This is a genomic window from Mesorhizobium sp. AA23 (genome assembly GCF_001672435.1).
GTDB lineage: Bacteria > Pseudomonadota > Alphaproteobacteria > Rhizobiales > Rhizobiaceae > Mesorhizobium.
Window position 1 is genome coordinate 55,727 of the sequence record NZ_LYTP01000004.1, and the last position, 21,479, is coordinate 77,205.

At 65.4% G+C, this 21,479-nt stretch carries 19 protein-coding genes; 16 read left to right on the forward strand and 3 right to left on the reverse strand.

The features are described 5' to 3' along the window. Positions 1-60 precede the first annotated feature (60 nt). Complete coding sequence (locus A9K66_RS05760; protein WP_067320941.1) at positions 61-699, reverse strand: TetR/AcrR family transcriptional regulator; 639 nt, start codon at positions 697-699, stop codon at positions 61-63. Between the two features lie 113 nt (positions 700-812). On the opposite strand from A9K66_RS05760, the gene A9K66_RS05765 reads away from it, so the two are divergent. Continuing rightward, positions 813-3,224, forward strand: a complete 2,412-nt coding sequence (locus tag A9K66_RS05765) for an FAD-dependent oxidoreductase (protein ID WP_067320946.1) — start codon at positions 813-815, stop codon at positions 3,222-3,224. A gap of 12 nt (positions 3,225-3,236) precedes the next feature. Next, on the forward strand, positions 3,237-4,790 hold the full coding sequence (locus tag A9K66_RS05770) for a trimethylamine methyltransferase family protein (protein ID WP_067320950.1): 1,554 nt from the start codon (positions 3,237-3,239) through the stop codon (positions 4,788-4,790). Positions 4,791-4,792: 2 nt separating this feature from the next. Here A9K66_RS05770 and A9K66_RS05775 read toward each other — a convergent pair whose 3' ends face one another. Beyond that, positions 4,793-5,611, reverse strand: coding sequence for an NAD(P)H-binding protein (locus tag A9K66_RS05775; protein WP_197507457.1), 819 nt, complete (start codon positions 5,609-5,611; stop codon positions 4,793-4,795). A 267-nt stretch (positions 5,612-5,878) separates the two neighbouring features. Between A9K66_RS05775 and A9K66_RS05780 the strand changes: the two genes are divergently transcribed. Then, the gene (locus tag A9K66_RS05780) at positions 5,879-6,286 is read left to right on the forward strand and encodes a DUF3168 domain-containing protein (RefSeq protein ID WP_067320953.1); all 408 of its coding nucleotides are present in this window, start codon (positions 5,879-5,881) and stop codon (positions 6,284-6,286) included. Between the two features lie 114 nt (positions 6,287-6,400). On the opposite strand, the gene A9K66_RS05785 is transcribed toward A9K66_RS05780, so the two are convergent. Beyond that, the gene (locus A9K66_RS05785) at positions 6,401-6,787 is read right to left on the reverse strand and encodes an ester cyclase (protein WP_067320956.1); all 387 of its coding nucleotides are present in this window, start codon (positions 6,785-6,787) and stop codon (positions 6,401-6,403) included. A 231-nt stretch (positions 6,788-7,018) separates the two neighbouring features. Between A9K66_RS05785 and A9K66_RS05790 the strand changes: the two genes are divergently transcribed. The 13 genes from A9K66_RS05790 (at position 7,019) to A9K66_RS05845 (ending at position 21,472) form a co-directional block, all read left to right on the forward strand. Further along, a complete protein-coding gene (locus A9K66_RS05790; RefSeq protein WP_067320960.1) occupies positions 7,019-7,318 on the forward strand; it encodes a hypothetical protein in 300 nt (99 codons plus the stop codon). Positions 7,319-7,399: 81 nt separating this feature from the next. Next, the gene (locus A9K66_RS05795; protein WP_067320964.1) at positions 7,400-8,065 is read left to right on the forward strand and encodes a response regulator transcription factor; all 666 of its coding nucleotides are present in this window, start codon (positions 7,400-7,402) and stop codon (positions 8,063-8,065) included. 22 nt (positions 8,066-8,087) lie between these two features. Further along, the gene (locus tag A9K66_RS05800; protein WP_067320967.1) at positions 8,088-9,476 is read left to right on the forward strand and encodes an ATP-binding protein; all 1,389 of its coding nucleotides are present in this window, start codon (positions 8,088-8,090) and stop codon (positions 9,474-9,476) included. Beyond that, a complete protein-coding gene (locus tag A9K66_RS30075; protein WP_156751019.1) occupies positions 9,476-9,643 on the forward strand; it encodes a hypothetical protein in 168 nt (55 codons plus the stop codon). Before A9K66_RS05800 ends, A9K66_RS30075 begins: the two co-directional genes overlap by 1 nt. Then, positions 9,640-10,077: a hypothetical protein gene (locus A9K66_RS05805; RefSeq protein WP_066997605.1), complete on the forward strand. Its 438-nt coding sequence runs from the start codon at positions 9,640-9,642 to the stop codon at positions 10,075-10,077. The genes A9K66_RS30075 and A9K66_RS05805 overlap by 4 nt, the downstream gene beginning before the upstream one ends. A 116-nt stretch (positions 10,078-10,193) precedes the next feature. Further along, entirely contained in the window at positions 10,194-11,330 is a 1,137-nt protein-coding gene (gene ccmI / locus A9K66_RS05810) for a c-type cytochrome biogenesis protein CcmI (protein ID WP_067320970.1), read from the forward strand. Positions 11,331-11,333: 3 nt separating this feature from the next. Further along, positions 11,334-11,777, forward strand: a complete 444-nt coding sequence (gene ccmE, locus A9K66_RS05815; protein WP_067320973.1) for a cytochrome c maturation protein CcmE — start codon at positions 11,334-11,336, stop codon at positions 11,775-11,777. After that, positions 11,777-13,768: a heme lyase CcmF/NrfE family subunit gene (locus A9K66_RS05820; protein ID WP_067320976.1), complete on the forward strand. Its 1,992-nt coding sequence runs from the start codon at positions 11,777-11,779 to the stop codon at positions 13,766-13,768. The genes ccmE and A9K66_RS05820 overlap by 1 nt, the downstream gene beginning before the upstream one ends. Then, positions 13,765-14,226: a cytochrome c-type biogenesis protein gene (locus A9K66_RS05825; protein ID WP_067320980.1), complete on the forward strand. Its 462-nt coding sequence runs from the start codon at positions 13,765-13,767 to the stop codon at positions 14,224-14,226. The genes A9K66_RS05820 and A9K66_RS05825 overlap by 4 nt, the downstream gene beginning before the upstream one ends. Before the next feature lie 120 nt (positions 14,227-14,346). After that, positions 14,347-15,891 carry a Do family serine endopeptidase gene (locus A9K66_RS05830; protein WP_067320983.1) on the forward strand — a complete coding sequence of 515 codons (1,545 nt, stop codon included), beginning with the start codon at positions 14,347-14,349 and terminating at the stop codon, positions 15,889-15,891. Positions 15,892-16,247: 356 nt separating this feature from the next. After that, on the forward strand, positions 16,248-16,922 hold the full coding sequence (locus A9K66_RS05835; protein ID WP_066997584.1) for a response regulator transcription factor: 675 nt from the start codon (positions 16,248-16,250) through the stop codon (positions 16,920-16,922). 96 nt (positions 16,923-17,018) lie between these two features. After that, complete coding sequence (locus A9K66_RS05840; RefSeq protein ID WP_067320986.1) at positions 17,019-18,494, forward strand: HAMP domain-containing sensor histidine kinase; 1,476 nt, start codon at positions 17,019-17,021, stop codon at positions 18,492-18,494. Next, a complete protein-coding gene (locus A9K66_RS05845; protein WP_067320989.1) occupies positions 18,494-21,472 on the forward strand; it encodes a bifunctional [glutamine synthetase] adenylyltransferase/[glutamine synthetase]-adenylyl-L-tyrosine phosphorylase in 2,979 nt (992 codons plus the stop codon). Before A9K66_RS05840 ends, A9K66_RS05845 begins: the two co-directional genes overlap by 1 nt. Positions 21,473-21,479: the final 7 nt, after the last annotated feature.

A 21,479-nucleotide genomic window follows, 5' to 3' on the forward strand; every position in this document is an offset into this window, starting at 1 on the left:
GAAGCCACAGCACAAGCTTTGTTGAATGGAGGTCAATCGGCCGTGAACGGCGGGTAGTCATCAGCGCGCCGCGATGAAGCGCATGAAATGCGCCACATCCGCTTCGGTCGGCTCCTGGCCGGTGAAGGAGCGCAGATAGGCGGCGAGATGGCTGACGCGGGCCTCGACCGGTTCCTTGAGGTCGAGCACGTAATAGCCGATCTGCATGTAGTAGAGCACACGCGCTCGGATGAAGGCGTCCTCGTCGTCGTAGCCGTGCCGGCGGTACATGTCGCGGATGGCGCTGAGGCGCTCGTCGTCGGCCTGGTCGATCATCTGCCGCACGTCTGCCGAGCGCCTCGCCCATTCGCGCACGGCGAAATCGAGCCTCGGGTCGAAGAGGCGCTCGTCGGCCCAGCATTCGAATACGTTCATCACGCCCATGATGATGGTTTCGGCGGGGCGCCGGGCGCGCTCGACGATCGCAGTGGTGTTGGTGTCGTGCCAATGCTTGAGCAACTGGTCGAGCAGATCCTGCCGGCTTTCGAAATACCAGTAGAAGCTTGAGCGCGACACGCCGAGCTTCTGGCCGAGGGTGAGCACGCGCACGCTCTCGATACCGTCTGAAACCAGCGTCTCAAGCGCCAGATTGATCCAGTCCGAGCGCGTGACCTTGATGTTGCCGAGAACCGGTTCGGCCTGCGGGGCGGTCATGATCATGGCCGCACAATAGGCATGGCGGGAAGCGGCGCGCAAGCGATCTGTACACTTGTGTCTAGACACTCCTGTACAGGACGTGTATCGTAAGGCTCTCCAACGAGAGGGAGAGGCTCGTGAAATCGCATTACCGGGCAGTCGTCATCGGGGGAGGCGTGGTCGGCGCCTCGGTGCTCTATCACCTGACGCGCTTCGGCTGGAGCGACGTGGCGCTTATCGAGCGCGCCGAGTTGACGGCCGGATCGACCTGGCACGCGGCGGCCGGCTTCCATGCGCTGAACGCCGATCCCAATGTCGCGGCGCTGCAGGACTACACGATCAAGCTCTACCGCGAGATCGAGGCCGAGTCCGGCCAGGATGCCGGGTTGCACATGACCGGTGGCGTCAACATGGCAAGCGATCCGCAGCGCTGGGAATGGCTGAAATCGGCCTGGGCGGTGTTCCAGTCGGTGGGCATCGAGACGGCCCGCCTGGTGACGCCCGAGGAGATCAAGGAGATCTGCCCGATCGTCGATGTCAGCGATGTGCTGGGTGGCCTTTACGATTCCAACGAAGGCCATCTCGACCCTTACGGCACGACGCACGCCTATGCGGGCGCCGCAAAGAAGCGCGGCGCCGATGTGATCCTGCGCAACCGCGTGATCGAGCTCAGGCAGCGCGCGGACGGCGGCTGGGATGTGGTTACGGAGAAGGGCGCGATTGTCGCCGAGCATGTCGTCAACGCCGGCGGCCTGTGGGCCAAGCAGGTCGGCCTCATGGCAGGCGTCGACCTGCCGGTGACGCCGATGGAGCACCATTATTTCGTCACCGAGGACATTCCGGAGGTCGCTGCCCTGGACAACGAGCTCGGCCTTGCCGTCGATCTCGACGGCTTCTCCTATCTTCGGCAGGAGCGCAAAGGCGTGCTGCTCGGTGTCTACGAGCAGAACCCAAACCATTGGAACATGGACGGTGCGCCCTGGGACTACGGCATCGAGCTGATCCCCGAGGACATCGACCGCATCAGCCCGGAGCTTTCGAAGGCGTATCAGCGCTTCCCCTGCCTGGCCAAGGCGGGCATCCGCAAATGGGTCAATGGCGCCTTCACCTTCACCCCCGACGGCAATCCGCTGGTTGGCCCGGTGCGTGGCTTGAAGAACTACTGGGTCGCCTGCGGCGTCATGGCCGGCTTCAGCCAGGGTGGCGGCGTCGGCAAGTCGCTGGCCGAATGGATGATCTACGGCGAGCCGCAGGCCGACATCTTCGGCATGGACATCGCCCGCTACGGCGCCTTCGCCGCCAACCGCGAGTATCTCAGGCAAACCACGCGCCAGTTCTACGCCCGTCGCTTCGTCATGACCTTCCCCAACGAGCGGCTGCCGGCGGGCCGGCCGCTGAAGCGGCCCGGCGCCTACGACGGCATGAGCGCGGCCGGCGCCGAGTGGATGGCCTCATGGGGGCTGGAAATCCCGGCCTATTTCGCGCCAATGGGTTTTCGCGAGGAGACGACGCTGAAGCGCTCCAACGCCTTCGACATCGTTGGCGATGAGGTGCTGCAGGTGCGCCGCGCCGCCGGCCTCGTCGACACCACGGCCTTCTCGCGCTACGCCGTGTCCGGTCCCGGCGCCGAGGCCTGGCTCGACCGGCTGCTTGCCTGCAAACTGCCGAAGCCTCGGCGCGCGAAGCTTGCCCCGATGCTCGGCCATGACGGCAGGCTGAAGGGCGACCTTACCGTGCTCAACTGGGGCGGCGGCGACTACTGGATCATGGGCTCCTATTACCTGCGCGAATTCCACATGCGCTGGTTCGAGGCGCACATGGCGGACGGCGTCTCGGTTAACGACATCTCGGACGCGATGTCCGGCTTCCTGGTGACCGGGCCGAATGCAAGGAAGGTCGTCGAACGCACCACGCACCAGGACGTCTCCGCCAAAACCCTGCCGTTCATGGCCTGCGCCGAGTTCGACATCGGCATGGTTCGCGCCCGGGTCGCCCGGCTGTCGATCGCCGGCGAGCTCGGCTTCGAAATCAATTGCCCGGCCACCCTGCACGGGACGCTGCGCGAGACGCTGCTCGCCGCCGGCGAAGATCTTGGTCTCGCCGAGATCGGCTACTACGCGCTCAACGCGCTGCGGCTGGAGAAGAGTTTCGGCATCTGGTCGCGCGAGTTTACCCAAGGCTACACGCCCGGCCAGACCGGCCTTGACCGGTTCGTCGCCTTCGACAAGGGCGATTTTGTCGGCCGCGAAGCAGCTCTCAAGGAGCACAAGGCGGGCGTCGCCCGGCGGATCGTGACCCTGGAAGTCGATGCCGTCGACGCCGACGCCAGCGGTTTCGAGCCTGTCTGGCACAAGGGCCGGCGCGTCGGCTTCGTCACTTCCGGCGGCTACGGCTACACGGTTGGCAAGAGCGTCGCCCTGGCGTTGCTCGATGACGATTTCGCCGGGGAGGGGACGCAACTTTCCGTCCACATTGTCGGCGTCGAACGGCCGGCGCGCGTCATCGCGGCCTCGCCCTACGACCCCAAGGGCGAGGCAATGCGGCAATAGGGAGGATTGGGCATGATTGATGAGGCCGCACGCGATCAGAGGCGCGAACGCCGGCGCGGACGCACCGGCGAGGCCGGTAGCGAGTCCAGCCGCCGCCCGAACTATCGTTCGCTGAAGAACCCCTTCCTGCCGCAGCCGGTCTTTTCCGACGATCAGGTCGCCGCAATCCACGACACGGCGCTGCGCGTGCTGGAAGAACTCGGCATCAAGGTGCTGCTGCCGGAGGCGCGCGCCATTCTTGCCAAGGCCGGGGCCCTGGTCGACGAGGACAGCCAGATGGTGCGGATCGGCCGCGACATGGTCGAGGCAGCCTTGGCGTCCGCGCCGCGCTCGATCCCCGCCTATGGCGGCGCCCGCTCCCGTGACCTTATCCTCGAGCTTGGGTCCATGACATTCCTCGCCGGCTCCGGCGCGCCCAACGTCACCGATCTCGAGCGCGGAAGGCGGCCGGGCACGCTCGCCGCCTTCGAGGAATTCATGAAGCTCCTGCAGCATTTCGACGTGCTGCATATGCTCGGCCCTTGCATCGAGCCGCAGGACGTCGACACGCGCTTTCGCCACTTTGCCACCGGCCGCGCGCAGCTCACCTTGTCCGACAAGTTTCCCTTCGTCTTCGCGCGCGGCACGCCGCAGGTCGAGGACAGTTTTGAGATGGTCCGGCTGGCGCGCGGCCTCTCGGAGGACGAATTTCGCAACGGCGCCTTCTGCTACACCGTCATCAACACCAATTCGCCGCGCCAGCTCGATATCCCGATGGCGCAAGGCATCATCGACTTCGCCAGGTTCGGCCAGGTGTCGATCATCACGCCCTTCTGCCTGGCGGGCGCCATGGCGCCGATCACGGTCGCCGGCGCGCTGACCCTGCAGCATGCGGAGGCGCTGGCGGGGCTGACGCTCGCCCAGATCGTGCGCCCCGGCGCTCCGGTGGTCTATGGCTCGTTTTCCTCCAATGTCGACATGAAGTCGGGCGCGCCGGCCTTCGGCACGCCGGAGCACATCAAGGCGACCTTGGGCGCCGGCCAGCTCGCGCGCTTCACCGGCTTGCCTTGGCGTTCCGGCGGCGGCAGCGCCGCCAATGTCTCCGACGCGCAGGCGGCGCATGAGACGCAGTTCGCGCTATGGGGCTCGGTGCTTGCCGGCGCCACCGTCTGCATCCATGCGGCAGGCTGGCTGGAGGGCGGCTTGAGCGTCTCGTTCGAAAAGCTGATTACCGACATCGAGGCGCTGCAGACGGTCGCCGAGCTTTGCGCCACGACACCGGGTGATGCCGACGCCATTGGTTTCGACGCCATTGCCGAGGTGCAGCCCGGCGGCCATTTCTTCTCGGCCGCCCACACCATGGTCCGCTACCGCACCGCCTTTTACGAACCGCTGGTGGCCGACTGGTCGAATTTCGGCAACTGGACGCAATCCGGCGGCAAGACCGCGACGGAGCGCGCCACCGGCATCTGGAAGCGGATTCTTTCCGATTTCCAGCCGCCCGCATCCGCTGCCGCCACCGCCGGCGTGCTCGACGATTTCATCGCACGTCGCACCGAAGAGGGCGGCGCGGCACCGGTGTCGTGAGGTCAAGGCAGCAGGGCAACCGCTGTACGCGAATAGGTCTTGTCGCTGACTTGATCGAGCATGAAGGCCGCCACGTCGGCGCGCGCCAGCGTCGGCAACAAGGATCTGGCCCGGATGCCGTGGCCGTGGCGGAACCGGCCGATGGCTGGACCGTTGCCGAGCTTTGGCGGTCGCACGATCGTCCAGTCGAGGCCGGACTGCGCGATGAGCCTTTCCTTCGCTTCGTGATCCGCCGCTTCATGGCGCAGCACGAGCGGCACGAGGATGCCGCCGAGCAGTGGCCCCAATTGCCGCCGGCTGTCGCGGACGCCGAGGAAGGACTGATAAATGAGCCGGGTTGGCCCGCTCCGTTGCATCGCCTCGACGATGAAGCCGATACCGGCAATCACCGCCGCGTCGTGCTTCAGTGGCACGCCGACACCGAGGCAGCTCAACACCGCGTCGTGACCGGCAATCGCGCCCTCCACCGCCTTGCAGTCGGCGACGTCTCCGACGATCACGCTCAGACGGTCGTGGCTGATGGCGAGCTTGCGCGGGGTGCGGACGAAGGCGGTGACCAGATGGCCTTCCGCCAGCGCCGCCGAGACGAGGGCGCGGCCGGTCGCGCCCGAGGCGCCAAAGATCAGAAGTTTCATCTCCGGCCTCCCTGGCCAGTCTGCCCCGCTCGTCAGCCAGGCTTGCGCCCTGCGGCGAAAGCGACCGGCGCCCCAGCCGGGCAGCAGCCTTGTGTAGACGTAGTCGCATTGCTCCACCAGACCCTGCGCGGCGCCTCCCTCAAAAACCGTGTCGCCCCACATCGTGACACGCGTGATGCCCTGCATGCCCGCCGAACCGGAACCGCGCATGGTGCGGCTCGCCCCCGAAACTCTCGGCAGCCGCCCGGTTTTGCTTGTCTATCGCCGCGAGATCGGTGATGAGGCGCCTGTGCGCCGTCATCCGTTTCGTAACTGTGGTGATCAGGGATCAGGCAACGGTGATCAGCGGCAAGGCTTGATGGCATTGCCTCAAGACGCCGTCCGACGATCTGGCGAAACGGGTGCAAGGCGGCTACGCTGCGATGAGGACAAGGCAGGCGAGAGGAACCACATATGACGGCGCCTGGCGATTTGATGCAGGCCTTGTTCCTGCGATTGAAGACCGATGCGTCGCTGTCGGCGCTGCTGGGCGGCGCCGGCCTGCTCGAGCGCGCCGACGCCAAAGCCGCATTTCCGCACGTCACCTACGGCCGCACTAGCGCCTTCGACCTGGACACCGGCGCCGACGACAACGACGACCAACTCATCACGCTCCACATCTGGTCGAAGGCGCAGGGCGAGGCCGAGACGCGGCTCATCATGGACAGCATCAAGGCGCGCCTCGACGGCGCGGCCCTCTCGATCGGCCCGCGTGGCCAGACGCGGCTGTCGCTGGAATTCGCCGAGGCGCGCTATGACGACGACCTCGCGGTGCACCACGGGCTGCTGCGCTTCCGCGCGCTGACGCAAGAAAGTGCCTGAGAGACCAGCTTTTCCTTCAGCAATTCCAGGAAAGGTGCGCAGCGGTTTTCCGTCCGGAAGTACAAAAAAAAGGAGTTAGAGCAATTCCGCGTTTCCTTGAAACGATGGACTTCTCTAGAGCTGGGCCTGGATGGCGGCCTTGTCGATGACGGACCAGACCTCGCGTATCCGCCCGTCCTGGATTTCATAAAAGACGTTCTCCGCGAAAGTGACTCGCCTGCCGTTCACCGCCAGGCCGAACAGCATGCCCTTGGGCCTGCAGTCGAAATGCAGACGGGCCGCCACGCGTGGTGGCTCTGAAACCAGAAGCTCGATGTTGAAACGCAGATCGGGAATGGCCTGAAAATCGCCTTCCAGCATGCGGCGATAGCCCGAAAGCCCCACCGTCTCGCCATTATACTGCACCTCCTCGCCGACAAACTGGCCGAGATTGTCCCAATCCTGTTCGTTGAGGCAGGCAATGTAGCCCTTGTAAAGACTGGCAAGGTCGTCATGGCTCATGGCATTCTCCCCGTCCTCAACTGCTTCACGGCGCAAATTAGAGCATATGCTAGCCGCGAAAACCGTAGCCGCGCCCGTGATTTTCCGGCTATCAATCCATGCTGGTCCTGATGGGCCCAGGCAGTTGGACTCGCATTTGTTCGTCTCGCGGGCAGGGGGTATGGCGGGCATGGATTTTCGGCCGTTCACCGTTCATTTCATGTTCAGCACAAATGCGTTAGTACCGTGATCATGAAAACGTTCCGCTCCCTTACTCGCGCCGCGACGCTGGCGCTTGCCGCAGCCGGGATTTTTGCGTCGCAGGCGACGGCGATGCCGCCCGTCGAGCCATCGGTCGATCAGCCGCTCGTGCTTGCTGCCAGCGACTGCTATGCAATCGGCCAGCAGATCGCCGCGCAGAACGGCGGCACGCTCGCCAAGGCCTCGCAGGCCACGCGCGGCGGACAGCAGGTCTGCGTGATCGTGGTACTGGTCCCGGGCAAGGAGGGCCAGCGGCCGCGCCGTACCGAGATCGTGGTGCCGCTGGACTGACGCCCAATTCCCTTTAACAGGCTTAAGTTTCCTGGCCGGCGGAATCGGCCTATACCTCCACCCTTCAACAGGCTACGAACCATGCGCGTGCTCGTCGTCGAGGATGACAAGGATCTCAACCGGCAGCTTACGGATGCGCTGGTAGATGCCGGCTATGTGGTCGACCGCGCCTATGACGGCGAAGAGGGGCATTTCCTCGGCGACACCGAGCCTTACGACGCCGTCGTCCTCGACATCGGCCTGCCGCAGATGGACGGCATCAGCGTCGTCGAGCGCTGGCGCCGCGGCGGGCGCAAGATGCCTGTGCTGATCCTGACCGCCCGCGACCGCTGGAGCGACAAGGTTGCCGGCATCGACGCGGGCGCCGACGACTACGTCACCAAGCCTTTTCACATCGAGGAGGTGCTGGCCAGAGTGAGGGCGCTGATCCGCCGCGCCGCCGGCCATGCCTCGTCCGAGCTCACCTGCGGGCCGCTGAGGCTCGACACCAAGGCCTCCAAGGCCGACGTCAACGGCGTGCCGCTGAAGCTCACTTCCCACGAGTTTCGGCTGCTTGCCTATCTGATGCATCATATGGGCGAGGTGGTATCGCGCACCGAATTGGTCGAACATCTCTACGACCAGGACTTCGACCGCGACTCCAACACCATCGAGGTGTTCGTCGGACGGCTTCGCAAGAAGATGGGCATCGACATGATCGAAACCGTGCGAGGCATGGGCTATCGCATGCGAGAGCCGGAGGCGTGACGCGGAACCGCTGAAGCCGACGATGAGAACGTGGCTTTCAAAGCTGCGGCTCTGGCCGCGCTCGCTGACCTTCCGCGTCATCGCCTTTTCCACGATTTGGGCGATCCTGACGCTCGTCGTCATCTTCACGCTCATAACCACGCTCTACCGCCAGGCCAGCGAGCGCGGCTTCGACAGTCTGCTTTCGGCGCATCTGTTCAACCTGATCGGCTCCGTCGGCATTTCCGACAATGGCGCGCTCATCGGCTCGCCCGACCTTGGCGATCTGCGCTTCTCGGAGCCGAATTCCGGCTGGTACTGGTCGGTCGAGCCGGCCTCCGAAGACGTTCACGGCGAACTCCATTCCTCCTCGATGACCTCCTCGATCCTGTCGCCGAGCGTCGCCGAGGTGCCGTTCAACGCGAACTTCCAGCGCAGCTATTCGACCGAGGGCATCAAGGGCGAGGAGTTAGAGGTTTTCGAGAGCGAGTTCGTGCTCGATGCCAAGAACCGCGCCGCGCGCTTCCGCGTCATGGGCAATCACAGCGAGCTCGAGCAGGAGATCGCGAGCTTCCAGCGCCGGCTGCTCACCTATCTGTCGCTGTTCGGCGTCGGCATGATCGCCATCAACGCCATCGCCATCCTTTTCGGCTTGCAGCCTTTGCGCCGCGTGCGCAATGCTTTGGCGATGGTGCGCGAGGGCACGGCGCAGCGGCTCGACGGGCGCTTCCCGGCCGAGATCGAGCCTCTGGCCAGCGAGACCAATGCGCTGATCGAGAACAACAGGCGCATCGTCGAGCGTTCGCGCACCCAGGTCGGCAACCTCGCCCATTCCCTGAAGACGCCGCTTGCCGTGCTGATCAACGAGGGCCGCGCGCTCGGCGGCGCCAAGGGCGAGCTCATCGCCGAGCAGGCTGCCTCGATGCAAAAGCAGGTCGACCATTATCTGCAGCGCGCCCGCGTCGCCGCCCAGCGCGACAGCGTCGTCTTCCGCACGCCGGTGGCGCCGCTGGTCGAGCGCATGGTGCGCGTGCTGCGCAAGCTCAACCCGCAGACACAGCTTTCGCTGTCGCAGCCTGCCGCCGGGATCGTCTTTGCCGGCGAGCGCGAGGATCTTGAGGAATTGCTCGGCAATCTCCTCGACAATGCCATGAAATGGGCGAAAAGCGCCGTTGCCGTCTCGGTCGCCACCGTTGCGGGAAGCCCCAACCTTTTTGAAATCGTTATAGAGGACGACGGCCCCGGCATTCCCGAGGACAGCGCGCGGGAAGTGTTGAAACGCGGCAAGAGACTCGACGAGACGAAGCCGGGAACGGGGCTTGGATTGGCCATTGTCGCCGACCTCGTCAACGAGTATGGAGGCGCCCTGGCGCTGGAACGGTCCAGCATGGGCGGCTTGAGGGCAGTGGTAAGATTGCGGAGCCTTCAATAATGTTTTTATCGATTTCCGTGCGGCCGCTCGCGGCCAAATTTCCGACAAATATCAATACTATGGGCTCGCTATCCTTCCCGCTGGCGCGGTTCCCGATCCATCTCGCTCCAGAAGTGCTTTTCGCCCAAGAAGCCCATCCCGCTCAAGAGAACCGGTTGCTGGCATGAAGATTCGCGTTGCGCTCGTTTCCGCCCTGATGGCCGTGTCGGGCTGCACCACGCTGGGCAGGACCGGCCCGACCTCTCCGGTCACGCCCGTCGCCACGCCGCCGGCCGCCGGTAAGGTGGGAGCCGGCATCGTCGCGGCCATGAATGGCGGGCTCATCGGCGGCTCGATCGGTTCGGGTCTGAGCGATGCCGAAAAGCGCAAAGGCCTCGAGGCCGAGTACAAGGCGCTGGAATACAACGCCAGCGGCCAGAAGGTGACGTGGAAGGGCGACAGCTCGACCCATTATGGCGAGGTCGTTGCCGCCCAGCCCTACCGGGTCGGCTCGCAGGACTGCCGCCAATACACCCACACCGTTTACACGAGCGGTTCGGGCGTCACGGCGCGCGGCACCGCCTGCCGCAATGCCGACGGCAGCTGGACGCCGCTGACCTGAATTAGCAACGATCGGCGCAATTTGACATTGATCAAGGACGGCCGGCGCGTCTGCCGCCAAAGCGTCGCAGGGCGTCCGTGTTGGCAGGGCAGGGCTCTGCCTTTATTGGAATAGCCATGCTGTTCTGGGTCATAGCTGCAATCCTTACGCTGGGCGCCAGCCTGGCGGTGCTTTTGCCGCTGGCCGGCGGCACGAAAGCCGCATCGACAGCCGGCGATCACGATCTCGAAGTCTATCGCGACCAGCTTTCGGAACTCGACCGCGACATGGCGCGCGGTCTCATCCAGCCGGGTGAGGCGGAGGAAGCGCGCGCCGAGATCGGCCGCCGCATTCTGCGTCTCGGCTCGGACAGCCAGCCAAACGCGCGAGCGCCGCGCCCTTCGCGCGCCGCAAGGCTGGTCGCCACCGCCGCCGTGCTGGCGGTGCCGCTGGTCAGCTGGGGGCTCTACGGCTCACTCGGCTCCCCGGATCTGCCCTCGCAGCCGCTGGCCGAGCGGCTGGCCAAGAACCCTGCCGAGTCCTCGGTCGACGAGTTGGTTGCCCGCGCCGAGGCGCATCTCGCCGCCAACCCTTCGGACGGCAAGGGCTGGGACGTGCTTGCGCCGGTTTATCTGCGCCTACAGCGCTACGCCGACGCGGTGACCGCCTATCGCAACGCCATCCGCCTCGACGGCGACAGCGCCGTGCGCCAGGCCGGCCTTGGCGAGGCGATCGCCAACGCTGCCGGCGGGATCGTCACGGCCGAGGCTCAGGGCGCCTTCGACGCGGCCTTGAAGCTCGATCCCGCCAACGCCAAGGCCAATTTCTATCTGGCGATGGGCCTGGCCCAGGAAGGCAGGAAGGCGGAAGCCGCCGCCGCTTGGCAAAAGATGCTCGGTCAGCTTGCGCCCGATTCGCCCTGGCGCAGCGCCGTCCAGCAGGCGCTCGCCGAAACGGCCGAGCCGCCGGCGGCGGCAGGCAAGCCGGCGACCGGCCCGGATGCCGGGCAGGTCGAGGCGGCGCAGCAGATGGCGCCGCAGGACCGGCAGGTAATGATCGAGACCATGGTCGCCAGCCTCGACGACCGGCTGAAACAAAATCCGCGCGACGAGGAAGGGTGGATGCGGCTCATTCGTTCCTATGTCGTGCTCGGCGAGGCCGACCGGGCCCGCGACGCGCTCGGCCGCGCGGTTGCCGTCTTCGGCGCCGACAGCGAGCAGGCCAAGAAATTCACCGCCTTTGCCGCCTCCCTCGGCGTGACGGCGACGGAGTAGGCCATGACGCGCAAGCAGAAGCGATTGTCGGTGATCCTCGCAGGGCTGGCCTTCCTCGGCGCTGCTGCCGGTCTTATCTTCTACGCGCTCGGCCAGAAGGCTTCGTATTTCTACATGCCTGCCGACCTCGCCGCCGCAACCGTCCAGCCCGGACAGCGCATTCGCCTTGGCGGGCTCGTCGAAAAAGGCACCATCGTTCGCGGTCAGGGCGCGACCGTCGCCTTCTCGGTCACCGATGAGCAGAAATCGGTCAAGGTCACCTATACCGGCATCCTGCCCGACCTCTTCCGCGAGGAGCAGGGCGTCATCACCGAGGGCGCTTTCGGCCCGGACGGCGTCTTCGTCGCCGATAGCGTTTTAGCCAAGCACGACGAGCGCTATATGCCCAAGGAAGTCGCCGACGGCTTGAAAGCCAAGGGCGTCTGGCAGGAGAGCAAGAGCCAATAATGGTTGAGACCGGACATTTCGCGCTCGTCCTCGCCTTCGCGCTGTCGCTGGTGCAGATGCTGGTGCCATTGGTCGGCGCCCGCGCCGGCAACCAGCGGCTGATGGCGGTCGGCGGCCCGGTCGCGGTCACCGGCTTTGCGCTGACCGCGCTGTCCTTCACCGCTCTTGCCACCGCCTATGCCGGCTCCGATTTCTCGGTGGCGAGCGTCTGGGAAAACTCCCATTCGCTGCAGCCGATGATCTACAAGATCACCGGCACCTGGGGAAACCACGAAGGCTCGATGCTGCTCTGGGTGCTGATCCTGACCTTCTTCGGCGCGCTCGTCGCTGTCTTCGGTTCCAACTTGCCAGCGACGCTCAAAGCCAATGTTCTGGCCGTGCAGGGCATGATCGGCGCCGTCTTCTTCCTGTTTATCCTGGCGACGTCCAATCCCTTCATCCGGCTGAACCCGGCGCCGATCGAGGGCCGCGATCTCAACCCGATCCTGCAGGACCTCGGCCTCGCCATCCATCCGCCGCTGCTCTATCTCGGCTATGTCGGTTTCTCGATCTGCTTCTCCTTCTCGGTCGCAGCCCTGATCGAAGGCCGCATCGACGCCTCTTGGGCGCGCTGGGTGCGGCCCTGGACGCTGGTCGCCTGGATGTTTTTGACCGGCGGCATCGCCATGGGCTCCTATTGGGCCTATTACGAGCTTGGCTGGGGCGGCTTCTGGTTCTGGGACCCGGTCGAGAACGCTTCCTTCATGCCCTGGCTCGCCGGCACGGCGCTCCTCCATTCGGCAATCGTCATGGAAAAGCGCTCGGCGCTGAAGATCTGGACGCTGCTGCTTGCCATCCTCACCTTCTCGCTGTCGCTGCTCGGCACCTTTCTTGTCCGCTCTGGCGTGCTGACTTCCGTGCATGCCTTCGCCACCGATCCGGCGCGCGGCGTCTTTATCCTCTGCATCCTGACGCTGTTCATCGGCGGCTCGCTGGCGCTGTTTGCGCTGCGCGCTTCCACCCTGACCGCAGGTGGCCTGTTCCAGCCGATCTCGCGCGAAGGCGCGCTCGTGCTCAACAATCTGTTCCTGACCACGGCGACCGCGACGGTGCTCGTCGGCACGCTCTACCCGCTGGCGCTTGAGGCCATCACCGGCGGCAAGATCTCGGTCGGCGCGCCCTTCTTCGACCTGACCTTCGGCCCGCTGATGCTGCCGCTGCTCGCCATCGTGCCGTTCGGTCCGCTGCTTGCCTGGAAGCGCGGCGACGTCCTTGCCGCCTCGCAGCGCCTGATGGCGGCCTTCGGGCTGGCGATCGCCGCGATGCTGGTCACCGGCCTGTTCATCGATGGCGCCTCGGTCTTCGCTGCGCTTGGCGTCGGCCTCGCCGTCTGGCTTGTCGCCGGCGCGCTGACCGACCTTGCCGTCAAGTCGGGCATCGGCTCGGTGGCGCCGGCCGACGTGCTGAGACGCTTTGCCGGCCTGCCGCGCTCGGTCTTCGGCACCGCGCTTGCCCATCTCGGCCTCGGGCTCACCTTGCTCGGCATCGTCGGCACGCTTTCGTTCGGCACGGAGAAGATTCTCACCATGCGCGCCGGCGAGACGGTGGAACTTTCCGGCCACACGCTGCGCTTCGAGGGACTGTTTCCTCAGAAAGGCCCAAACTTCACCGAGCAGCGCGGACGCTTCCTGCTGATTGGCGCCGATGGCAATGCCGATGGCGAGATCACCTCGGCAAAACGCCTCTATCCGGTGCGGCAGACTGTAACGACCGAGTCCGGCATCAGGACGCTGGGTGTGAGCCAGCTCTATCTGTCGCTCGGCGATGAGGGCAAGGACGGCTCGGTCGTCGTGCGCCTGTGGTGGAAGCCGTTGGTGACGCTGATCTGGGACGGCGGGCTGGTGATGATGGCGGGCGCCGCCATGTCGCTGCTCGACCGGCGCCTGCGCGTTGGCGCCCCCGCGAGGCGCCGCAAGCCGGCTGCCGCTGCCTTGCCCGCGAGCCCGACATGAAAGCGAAGTTTTCGCTCGCCCCGCTGATCCTCCTGCTGGCGTTGGTCTTCGCCGGCACGGCACAGGCGGTGAAGCCCGATGAGGTGCTGCCCGATCCGGCGCTGGAGGCTCGCGCACGCGCGCTTTCCGAAGGCTTGCGCTGCATGGTCTGCCAGAACCAGTCGATCGATGAATCCGACGCCGATCTGGCCCGCGACCTGCGCATCCTCGTGCGCCAGCGCCTCGTCGCCGGCGATACCGACCAGCAGGTGATGGATTACATCGTGTCGCGCTACGGCGAGTTCGTGCTCTTGAAGCCGCGCTTCAGCCTGCGCAACGCGCTTTTGTGGGGCACCCCGGCGCTTTTGCTTCTGGCCGGCGGCATCTTCATCGTGCTCAGCACCCGTTCACGCCGCGCGCCGGGCAGCACGCTCAGCGCCGAGGAACAGGCGGCGCTGGACAAGCTGCTGCGCGATTAAAGCGCCAACATTACAAAATTTTCATATATCGGAAATGGCGCCGTAATGTGCGCCTCACTAAGTCTCTTTTCCGAGGATGCTCTCCTGAGCGCATCCACTTCGAAAGAGGAAACGAGACCCATGAATATTGCCCCCGATTCATATTCAAGCACCCGCAAGCGCCTGATGGCGGCTGTCGCGTCCCTGGCCGTGATTGGTGCTGTCGGCGCAGGCGCGCTTGCCACCGGCACTGCGCCCGTGCTGGCCGATGCTGTGCGTGTCGAGGCTCCGCAGGTTCCGAGCTTCGCCGACGTCGTCGAGCGCGTCTCGCCGGCGGTGGTCAGCGTCAAGGTGAAGGCCAAGATCCAGCCGACGGCCGATGACGGCTCCGACGATCAGAACGGCTTCGACAACCTGCCGGATAATCCGCAGCTGCGCCGCTTCTTCAGGGAGTTCCGCGGCTTCGGCGATCAGGGCGGCCAGTTCGGCATGCCCCGGTTCAACCACCGCAACCACGGCAATGGCGAGCCGCGCCCCGTGGCTCAAGGTTCGGGCTTCTTCATTTCTGAGGACGGCTACCTCGTCACCAACAATCACGTGGTTTCGGAAGGCTCCGACTTCACCGTCGTCACCAATGACGGCAAGGAGCTCGACGCCAAGCTGATCGGCACCGATCCGCGCACCGACCTCGCCGTGCTGAAGGTCGATGGCGGTGGCAAGTTCACCTATGTCGACTTCGCCGACGACTCCAAGATCCGCATCGGCGACTGGGTCGTGGCGGTCGGCAACCCGTTCGGCCTCGGCGGCACCGTCACCGCAGGCATCGTTTCGGCCCGCGGCCGCGACATCGGCGCCGGCCCCTATGACGACTTCATCCAGATCGACGCCTCGGTCAACCGCGGCAATTCGGGCGGTCCGACCTTCAACCTCAACGGCCAGGTGATCGGCATCAACACCGCCATCTTCTCGCCGTCGGGCGGCAGTGTCGGCATCGCCTTCGACATTCCGGCCTCGACCGCCAAGCAGGTGGTCGAAGACCTGATGAAGAACGGCTCCGTCCAGCGCGGCTGGCTCGGCGTCGAGATCCAGCCGGTCACCTCCGACATCGCCGAGTCGCTCGGCCTGAAGTCGGACAAGGGCGCGCTGGTTTCGAGCGCGCAGGACGCTGGTCCCGGCAAGAAGGCAGGCATCGTCGCCGGCGATGTCATCACCCAGGTCGACGGCAAGGACGTCGCCTCGCCGAAGGAACTCGCCCGCATGATCGGCGCTTATGCGCCGGGCAAGTCGGTTGATGTTACTGTCTGGCGCAACGGCAAGAACGAGACGGTCAAGGTGGACCTCGGCACACTGCCTTCGAGCGACAAGCAGGCCTCGAACGAAGACGGCAACAAGCAGGCGGCTCCCGCCAAGGCCGATACGCTCGCCGATCTCGGCCTCACCGTCACCAAGTCGGAAAACGGCAAGGGCCTGGTGGTCACCGATGTCGATCCGGACAGCGATGCGGCCGACCGCGGCATCCAGCCCGGCGACGTCATCACCTCGATCAATTCGAACGAGGTGAACACTACCGACGACGTTTCCAAGGCCATGACCGATGCCTCCAAGTCGGGCCGCAAGGCCGTGCTGATGCAGATCACCCGCGACGATAGCAACCGCTTCGTCGCGCTGCCGGTCGGCAAGGGCTGATCTGAGAGAGCGGTTCAATCGCTCCTCGAGAACGCAGAACCGCTCTAACTCTCTGTTTGACGCAATTCCGGACGGAAACCCGCTTCACGCCTTTCCTGGAATTGCTCAGCGACTTTTCCTTGCGGCGGTTTCAACACCCCCGAGCCGCCGCCGGGAAAACATGGGGCCGAGCACGTCAGTCAGTCACCGTGTTTCGCTCCTGCGGCAGCGGGTTTCCCATCACCCGCTGCCGCTTGCCAAGCACGGTGCCCGCAAGTGGGTACCGGTCTGGGATCACGACATGCGGCTGGCGAACGCAAAGGCGCTGAGTCATGGCTGCCCCTCAACCTTCCAGTGAAATCGCGTATAACGGCTCCATGAAGATTCTCGTCATGGAAGACGACCGCGAGGCTGCGGACTACCTGCAGAAAGCCTTCGCCGAGGCGGGCCACACCGCCCATGTCGCCGGGGACGGCGAGACCGGCTTCGCGCTTGCCGACGCCGGCGACTATGACGTGATGGTGGTCGACCGCATGATGCCGCGCCGCGACGGGCTGTCGGTGATCGCAGCGCTCCGCTCGCGCGGCAACACCACGCCGGTGCTGATCCTGTCGGCGCTGGGCGAGGTCGACGACCGCGTCACCGGGCTGCGCGCCGGCGGCGACGATTATCTCACCAAACCCTACGCTTTTTCCGAATTGCTTGCCCGCGTCGAGGTGTTGAACCGTCGCGCCGGCGCCCGGGAAACCGAGACCGTCTACCGCGTCGGCGATCTCGAGCTCGACCGTCTGTCGCATTCGGTCAAGCGCGCCGGCCGCGAGATCACGCTGCAGCCGCGCGAGTTCCGCCTGCTGGAATATCTGATGCGCCACGCCGGCCAGGTGGTGACGCGCACCATGCTGCTGGAAAATGTCTGGGACTATCATTTCGATCCGCAGACCAACGTCATCGACGTTCATGTCTCGCGCCTGCGCGGCAAGATCGAAAAGGGTTTCGACAAACCGATCCTGCACACCATCCGCGGCGCGGGCTACATGCTGAAAGGCGGCTAGAGCATGATCCCAAACCGAAAGTCAGGGAACGTTTCGGAAAAGATGCTGCAACAAGGGGTTACCGTGCAGCCAATCGTCATCCTGATCTAGGCGCACATGGCTCTTTCCCTGCCGGCCATCATGAAGACGACGGCGGCCCGGCTCTCGGCGCTTTACCTTCTGCTTTTCGCTCTCTGCGCCGTGCTGCTCGTCTTTTACATGACGTCGCTCTCGGCGCGCATGCTGACGGCGCAGACCCAGGACACGATCAATGACGAGATCCTCGGCTTGGCTCGCGCATACAAAAATGGCGGCCTGCCGTTGCTGGTGCGCGTGGTTGAAGCCCGCTCGCGCCAGCCTGGCGCCAACCTCTATCTGATCGCCGACGCCAACGGCCAGATCCTGACCGGCAATGTGCAGAGCCTGGAGCCGGGAATCATCGAGACCGAGGGCTGGACGACGGAGCCCTTTTCGTACCATCGCTTCGGTGAGGGCGAACTCGACCGGTTGCGTGGTGGTGGCACCGATCAGAGCGCGCCGTCCCCGGGCGACAGCAGCGCTCGGTCGGAAGGCGAAGAAGGCCACAACGCTATCGCGCTGGTGCTGCGACTGCCCAATCAGATGATCTTGCTGGTCGGCCGCGATCTTGGCGAGCCCGAGCGCTTCCGCGCCGTCATCCGCCGCGCGCTGATGCTGGCGCTAGGCATGATGGGGCTCGGCGGCCTCTTGATCTGGTTCTTCGTCGGGCGCGCCGCGCTGAAACGCATCGACAGCGTCTCCGACGCAAGTCGCCGCATCATGGGCGGCGACCTTAGCGGACGGCTGCCGGTGACCGGCGCCGGTGACGAATTCGACCGCCTGTCCGAAAACCTCAACACGATGCTTGCCCGTATCGCCATGCTGAACGAGGGGCTGAAGCAGGTCTCCGACAACATCGCTCACGATCTGAAGACGCCGCTGACCAGGCTGCGCAACCGCGCCGAAGCCACCCTTGCCGGCAAGCGCAAGACGACGGACTACCGTCAGGCGCTGGAGGGAACGATCGCCGAGTCCGACCAGCTCATCAAGACCTTCAACGCCATCCTGATGATCTCGCGGCTGGAGGCCGGCTATTCCTCCGAGACAACCGGCCCGGTCGACCTCGCCGCCACGGTGAGCGATGTCGTCGAGCTCTACGAGCCGGTGGCGGAAGAGGCGGGCGTCGTGCTGGAAACCGCGGTGCCGGAAGCGGTGACCATCAACGGCAATCGCGAGCTGATCGGCCAGGCGCTGTCGAACATCGTCGACAACGCCATCAAATACTCGACCGGCGCCGCCGAGAGCCCGAAGGTGCGGGTCACGCTGGAGCGCATCGGCGGCGAGGTCAAGCTCGCCGTTTCCGACAATGGCCTTGGCATTCCCGACGATGCCGACCGCGCCAGGGTCACCGAGCGTTTCGTGCGGCTGGAGAAGAGCCGTTCGCAGCCGGGCTCGGGCCTGGGCCTTAGCCTCGCCAAGGCGATCATGACTTTCCACAACGGCAGGCTTGATCTTCTGCCCGCCAATCCCGGATTGTCCGTAGTCATGAGTTTCCCGGCCCGGGAGACGCATTGATGGCGGCAAGGATGGCAAAAAAGAAGATCGATACGGAATGGCAACTCCGACCGACGCTGGCGCTTCGCCCGCTCGGCGGCGACCATGCCCGGAGGGAATTGTCCGAGATCGCTGACGCGGCCGAGCAAGACGGCCTTCCGCGTCTGGCCGCGTTCCTCGCCGGCCAGGGAGCACTGCAGGAATTGCTCGCCGCCATCTTCGACCTGTCGCCGTTCCTGCGTGATACGGCCCGCCGCCGTCCGGCCATTCTCGACAAGCTGTTCGACCAGACGATCGAAGCGCGTCTCAACGAGATCGGCGAGGCGGTCGATCGCGCTGCACGGGCCGACAATGTTTCGGAATCGAGCCTGATGATGGAACTCAGGCAGTTCAAGGCCGAAGCGCATTTCCTGATCGCGCTGGCCGATCTGTCCGGCGAGGCCGAAACCGCGCTGACGGTGCGCCGTCTGAGCGACCTGGCGGATGCTTGCACACGCGCCGCCGTCGATTTCCTGCTGCTCGACGCGCACGGGCAGGGCAAGCTCAAGCTGCCCCATCCGGAAGACCCGGCTCGCGGCTCGAGCTGGATTGTGCTCGGCATGGGCAAGCTCGGCGCGCATGAGCTGAATTTTTCCTCCGACATAGACCTCGTCGTCTTCTTCGATCCGGAGGCGCCGGCGGTGGTCGATCCGCTCGATGCGACGGAGCTGTTCTCGCGCCTCACCCGCCGTCTCGTGCGCATCCTGCAGGACCGCACCGAGCATGGCTATGTCTTCCGCACCGATCTGAGGTTGCGCCCCGATCCCGGCTCGACCCCGCTGGCGATCCCGGTCGAGGCGGCGCTTCGTTATTATGAGGCCCGCGGCCAGAACTGGGAGCGCGCCGCCATGATCAAGGCGCGGCCGGTGGCCGGAGACCTTGCCTCGGGCTCGGCCTTCCTCAAGGAATTGCAGCCCTATGTCTGGCGGAAATACATGGATTACGCCGCGATCGCCGACGTCCATTCGATCAAGCGCCAGATCCATGCCCACAAGGGCCACGGCGAGATCGCGGTGAAAGGCCATAACGTCAAGCTCGGCCGCGGCGGCATCCGCGAGATCGAGTTCTTCGTCCAGACGCAGCAGCTGATTGCCGGCGGCCGCTTCCCGGAACTGCGGGGCCGCGAAACGGTGCCGATGCTGGACGCGCTCGCCGCACGCGGCTGGATCACCGCCGATGCGCGCGATGCGCTCACCCGACAATACTGGTTCCTGCGCCGTGTCGAGCATGCCGTCCAGATGGTGGCCGACGAGCAGACACATGTCCTGCCGGAAGAGGACGAGGAACTGGAGCGTATCGCGCTGATGCTCGGCTTCACCGGCGAGGCGGAATTCGCGGAAGCTTTCCGCGCCTCGCTGCAGCAGGTCGAGCGCCATTATGCGGCGCTGTTCGAGACGGCACCCGAACTGTCGGCCGGCGTCGGCAATCTGGTCTTCACCGGTGATGTCGACGATCCCGACACGCTGCAGACCTTGCATCGCCTCGGCTTTCAGCGGCCGAGCGACATCTGCCGTGTCATTCGCGGCTGGCATTTCGGCCGATACCGCGTCACCCAGTCGGCGGAGGCGCGCGAGCGGCTGACGGAACTGACGCCGGCGCTGCTGAAAGCCTTCGGCCAGACGCGCCGCGCCGACGAGGCGCTGATCCGCTTCGACGAGTTCCTCGCCGGCCTGCCGGCTGGCATCCAGCTCTTCTCGCTTTTGCAGTCCAATCCGGCACTGCTCAAGCTGATGGCGACGATCATGGGCGCCGCTCCGCGGCTCGCCGCCATCATCACGCGCCGCCCGCATGTGTTCGACGGTCTGCTCGATCCGGCGTTGCTCGCGGAACTGCCCGACCGCGCCTACCTCTCGGCGCGGCTTGCGGCCTTCATCGAGGGCGACCGCGCCTATGAGGATGTGCTTGACCGGCTGCGTATCTTCGCCTCCGAGCAGAAATTCCTGATCGGCGTGCGGCTGCTTGCGGGCTCCATCGATCCCGGGCGCGCCGGTCGCGCCTTCTCCGACCTGGCCGACCTCACGATCGAAGCGGCGCTCAACGCAGTCATCGCCGAGTTCGCGTTGCGCCATGGCAGGATTGCCGGGGGCAGGGTCGCGATCCTCGGCATGGGCAAGCTGGGCAGCCGCGAGCTCACTGCCGGCTCGGATGTCGATCTGATCCTGCTTTATGACCACGATGCGGATGCGGAAGACTCCGATGGCGAGAAGCCGCTGGCGCCCTCACACTACTACACCCGCATGACGCAGCGGCTGATCGCCGCCGTCTCGGCGCCGACGGCCGAAGGCGTCCTGTATGAGCTCGACCTTCGCTTGCGCCCCTCCGGCAACAAGGGGCCCGTCGCCACCCATGTCGACGCCTATAAGAAATATCAGCGGCAGGATGCCTGGACCTGGGAGCATATGGCGCTGGCACGAGCACGCGCCATCGGCGGTGACGCAGCGCTTTGCGCCGAGGTCGAAGACGAGGTTGCGGCGGTTCTTGCCCAGCCGCGCGACGGCGCCAAGGTGAAGGCGGATGCCTCCGAGATGCGGGCGCTGATCGACACGGAAAAGCCGCCGCGCGATCTCTGGGACATCAAGCTGATCCCCGGCGGCCTGATCGACCTTGAATTCATCGCCCAGGTCGCGGTCATCACCGGCGCGGTCGAGGCTGGTAGGCGGGCAACCGCGACGGCGGAAGTGCTGGCGCGGCTGGCCCCCGGTTACGCGGCGCCTGATGTTCGGCAGGAGCTTTGCGAGGCCTGGAGGCTCTATCTCGCGCTGACCCAGATGATCAGGCTCTGCCTTACCGGCGAGTTCCAGCGCGACGATGTTCCGCCGGGGCTTTCTGATCTGCTTCTGGCGGCCACCGACCTGCCGGATTTCGGTGTGCTCGAAGCGCATCTCAAGGAGACGTCGCGAAAGGTTCGGAAGGATTTCGAGCTTCTGCTTCGCGCGGGAGCGTCGATCTCGCGCGGTTAATCCACGC

Coding starts and splice junctions, on each gene's coding strand:
- A9K66_RS05760 (WP_067320941.1), bottom strand. CDS start 699: ATGATCATGACCGCCCCGCAGGCCGAACCGGTTCTCGGCAACATCAAG.
- A9K66_RS05770 (WP_067320950.1), top strand. CDS start 3,237: ATGATTGATGAGGCCGCACGCGATCAGAGGCGCGAACGCCGGCGCGGA.
- A9K66_RS05775 (WP_197507457.1), bottom strand. CDS start 5,611: ATGCAGGGCATCACGCGTGTCACGATGTGGGGCGACACGGTTTTTGAG.
- A9K66_RS05780 (WP_067320953.1), top strand. CDS start 5,879: ATGACGGCGCCTGGCGATTTGATGCAGGCCTTGTTCCTGCGATTGAAG.
- A9K66_RS05785 (WP_067320956.1), bottom strand. CDS start 6,787: ATGAGCCATGACGACCTTGCCAGTCTTTACAAGGGCTACATTGCCTGC.
- A9K66_RS05790 (WP_067320960.1), top strand. CDS start 7,019: ATGAAAACGTTCCGCTCCCTTACTCGCGCCGCGACGCTGGCGCTTGCC.
- A9K66_RS05795 (WP_067320964.1), top strand. CDS start 7,400: ATGCGCGTGCTCGTCGTCGAGGATGACAAGGATCTCAACCGGCAGCTT.
- A9K66_RS05800 (WP_067320967.1), top strand. CDS start 8,088: ATGAGAACGTGGCTTTCAAAGCTGCGGCTCTGGCCGCGCTCGCTGACC.
- A9K66_RS30075 (WP_156751019.1), top strand. CDS start 9,476: ATGTTTTTATCGATTTCCGTGCGGCCGCTCGCGGCCAAATTTCCGACA.
- A9K66_RS05805 (WP_066997605.1), top strand. CDS start 9,640: ATGAAGATTCGCGTTGCGCTCGTTTCCGCCCTGATGGCCGTGTCGGGC.
- ccmI (WP_067320970.1), top strand. CDS start 10,194: ATGCTGTTCTGGGTCATAGCTGCAATCCTTACGCTGGGCGCCAGCCTG.
- ccmE (WP_067320973.1), top strand. CDS start 11,334: ATGACGCGCAAGCAGAAGCGATTGTCGGTGATCCTCGCAGGGCTGGCC.
- A9K66_RS05820 (WP_067320976.1), top strand. CDS start 11,777: ATGGTTGAGACCGGACATTTCGCGCTCGTCCTCGCCTTCGCGCTGTCG.
- A9K66_RS05825 (WP_067320980.1), top strand. CDS start 13,765: ATGAAAGCGAAGTTTTCGCTCGCCCCGCTGATCCTCCTGCTGGCGTTG.
- A9K66_RS05830 (WP_067320983.1), top strand. CDS start 14,347: ATGAATATTGCCCCCGATTCATATTCAAGCACCCGCAAGCGCCTGATG.
- A9K66_RS05835 (WP_066997584.1), top strand. CDS start 16,248: ATGAAGATTCTCGTCATGGAAGACGACCGCGAGGCTGCGGACTACCTG.
- A9K66_RS05840 (WP_067320986.1), top strand. CDS start 17,019: ATGGCTCTTTCCCTGCCGGCCATCATGAAGACGACGGCGGCCCGGCTC.
- A9K66_RS05845 (WP_067320989.1), top strand. CDS start 18,494: ATGGCGGCAAGGATGGCAAAAAAGAAGATCGATACGGAATGGCAACTC.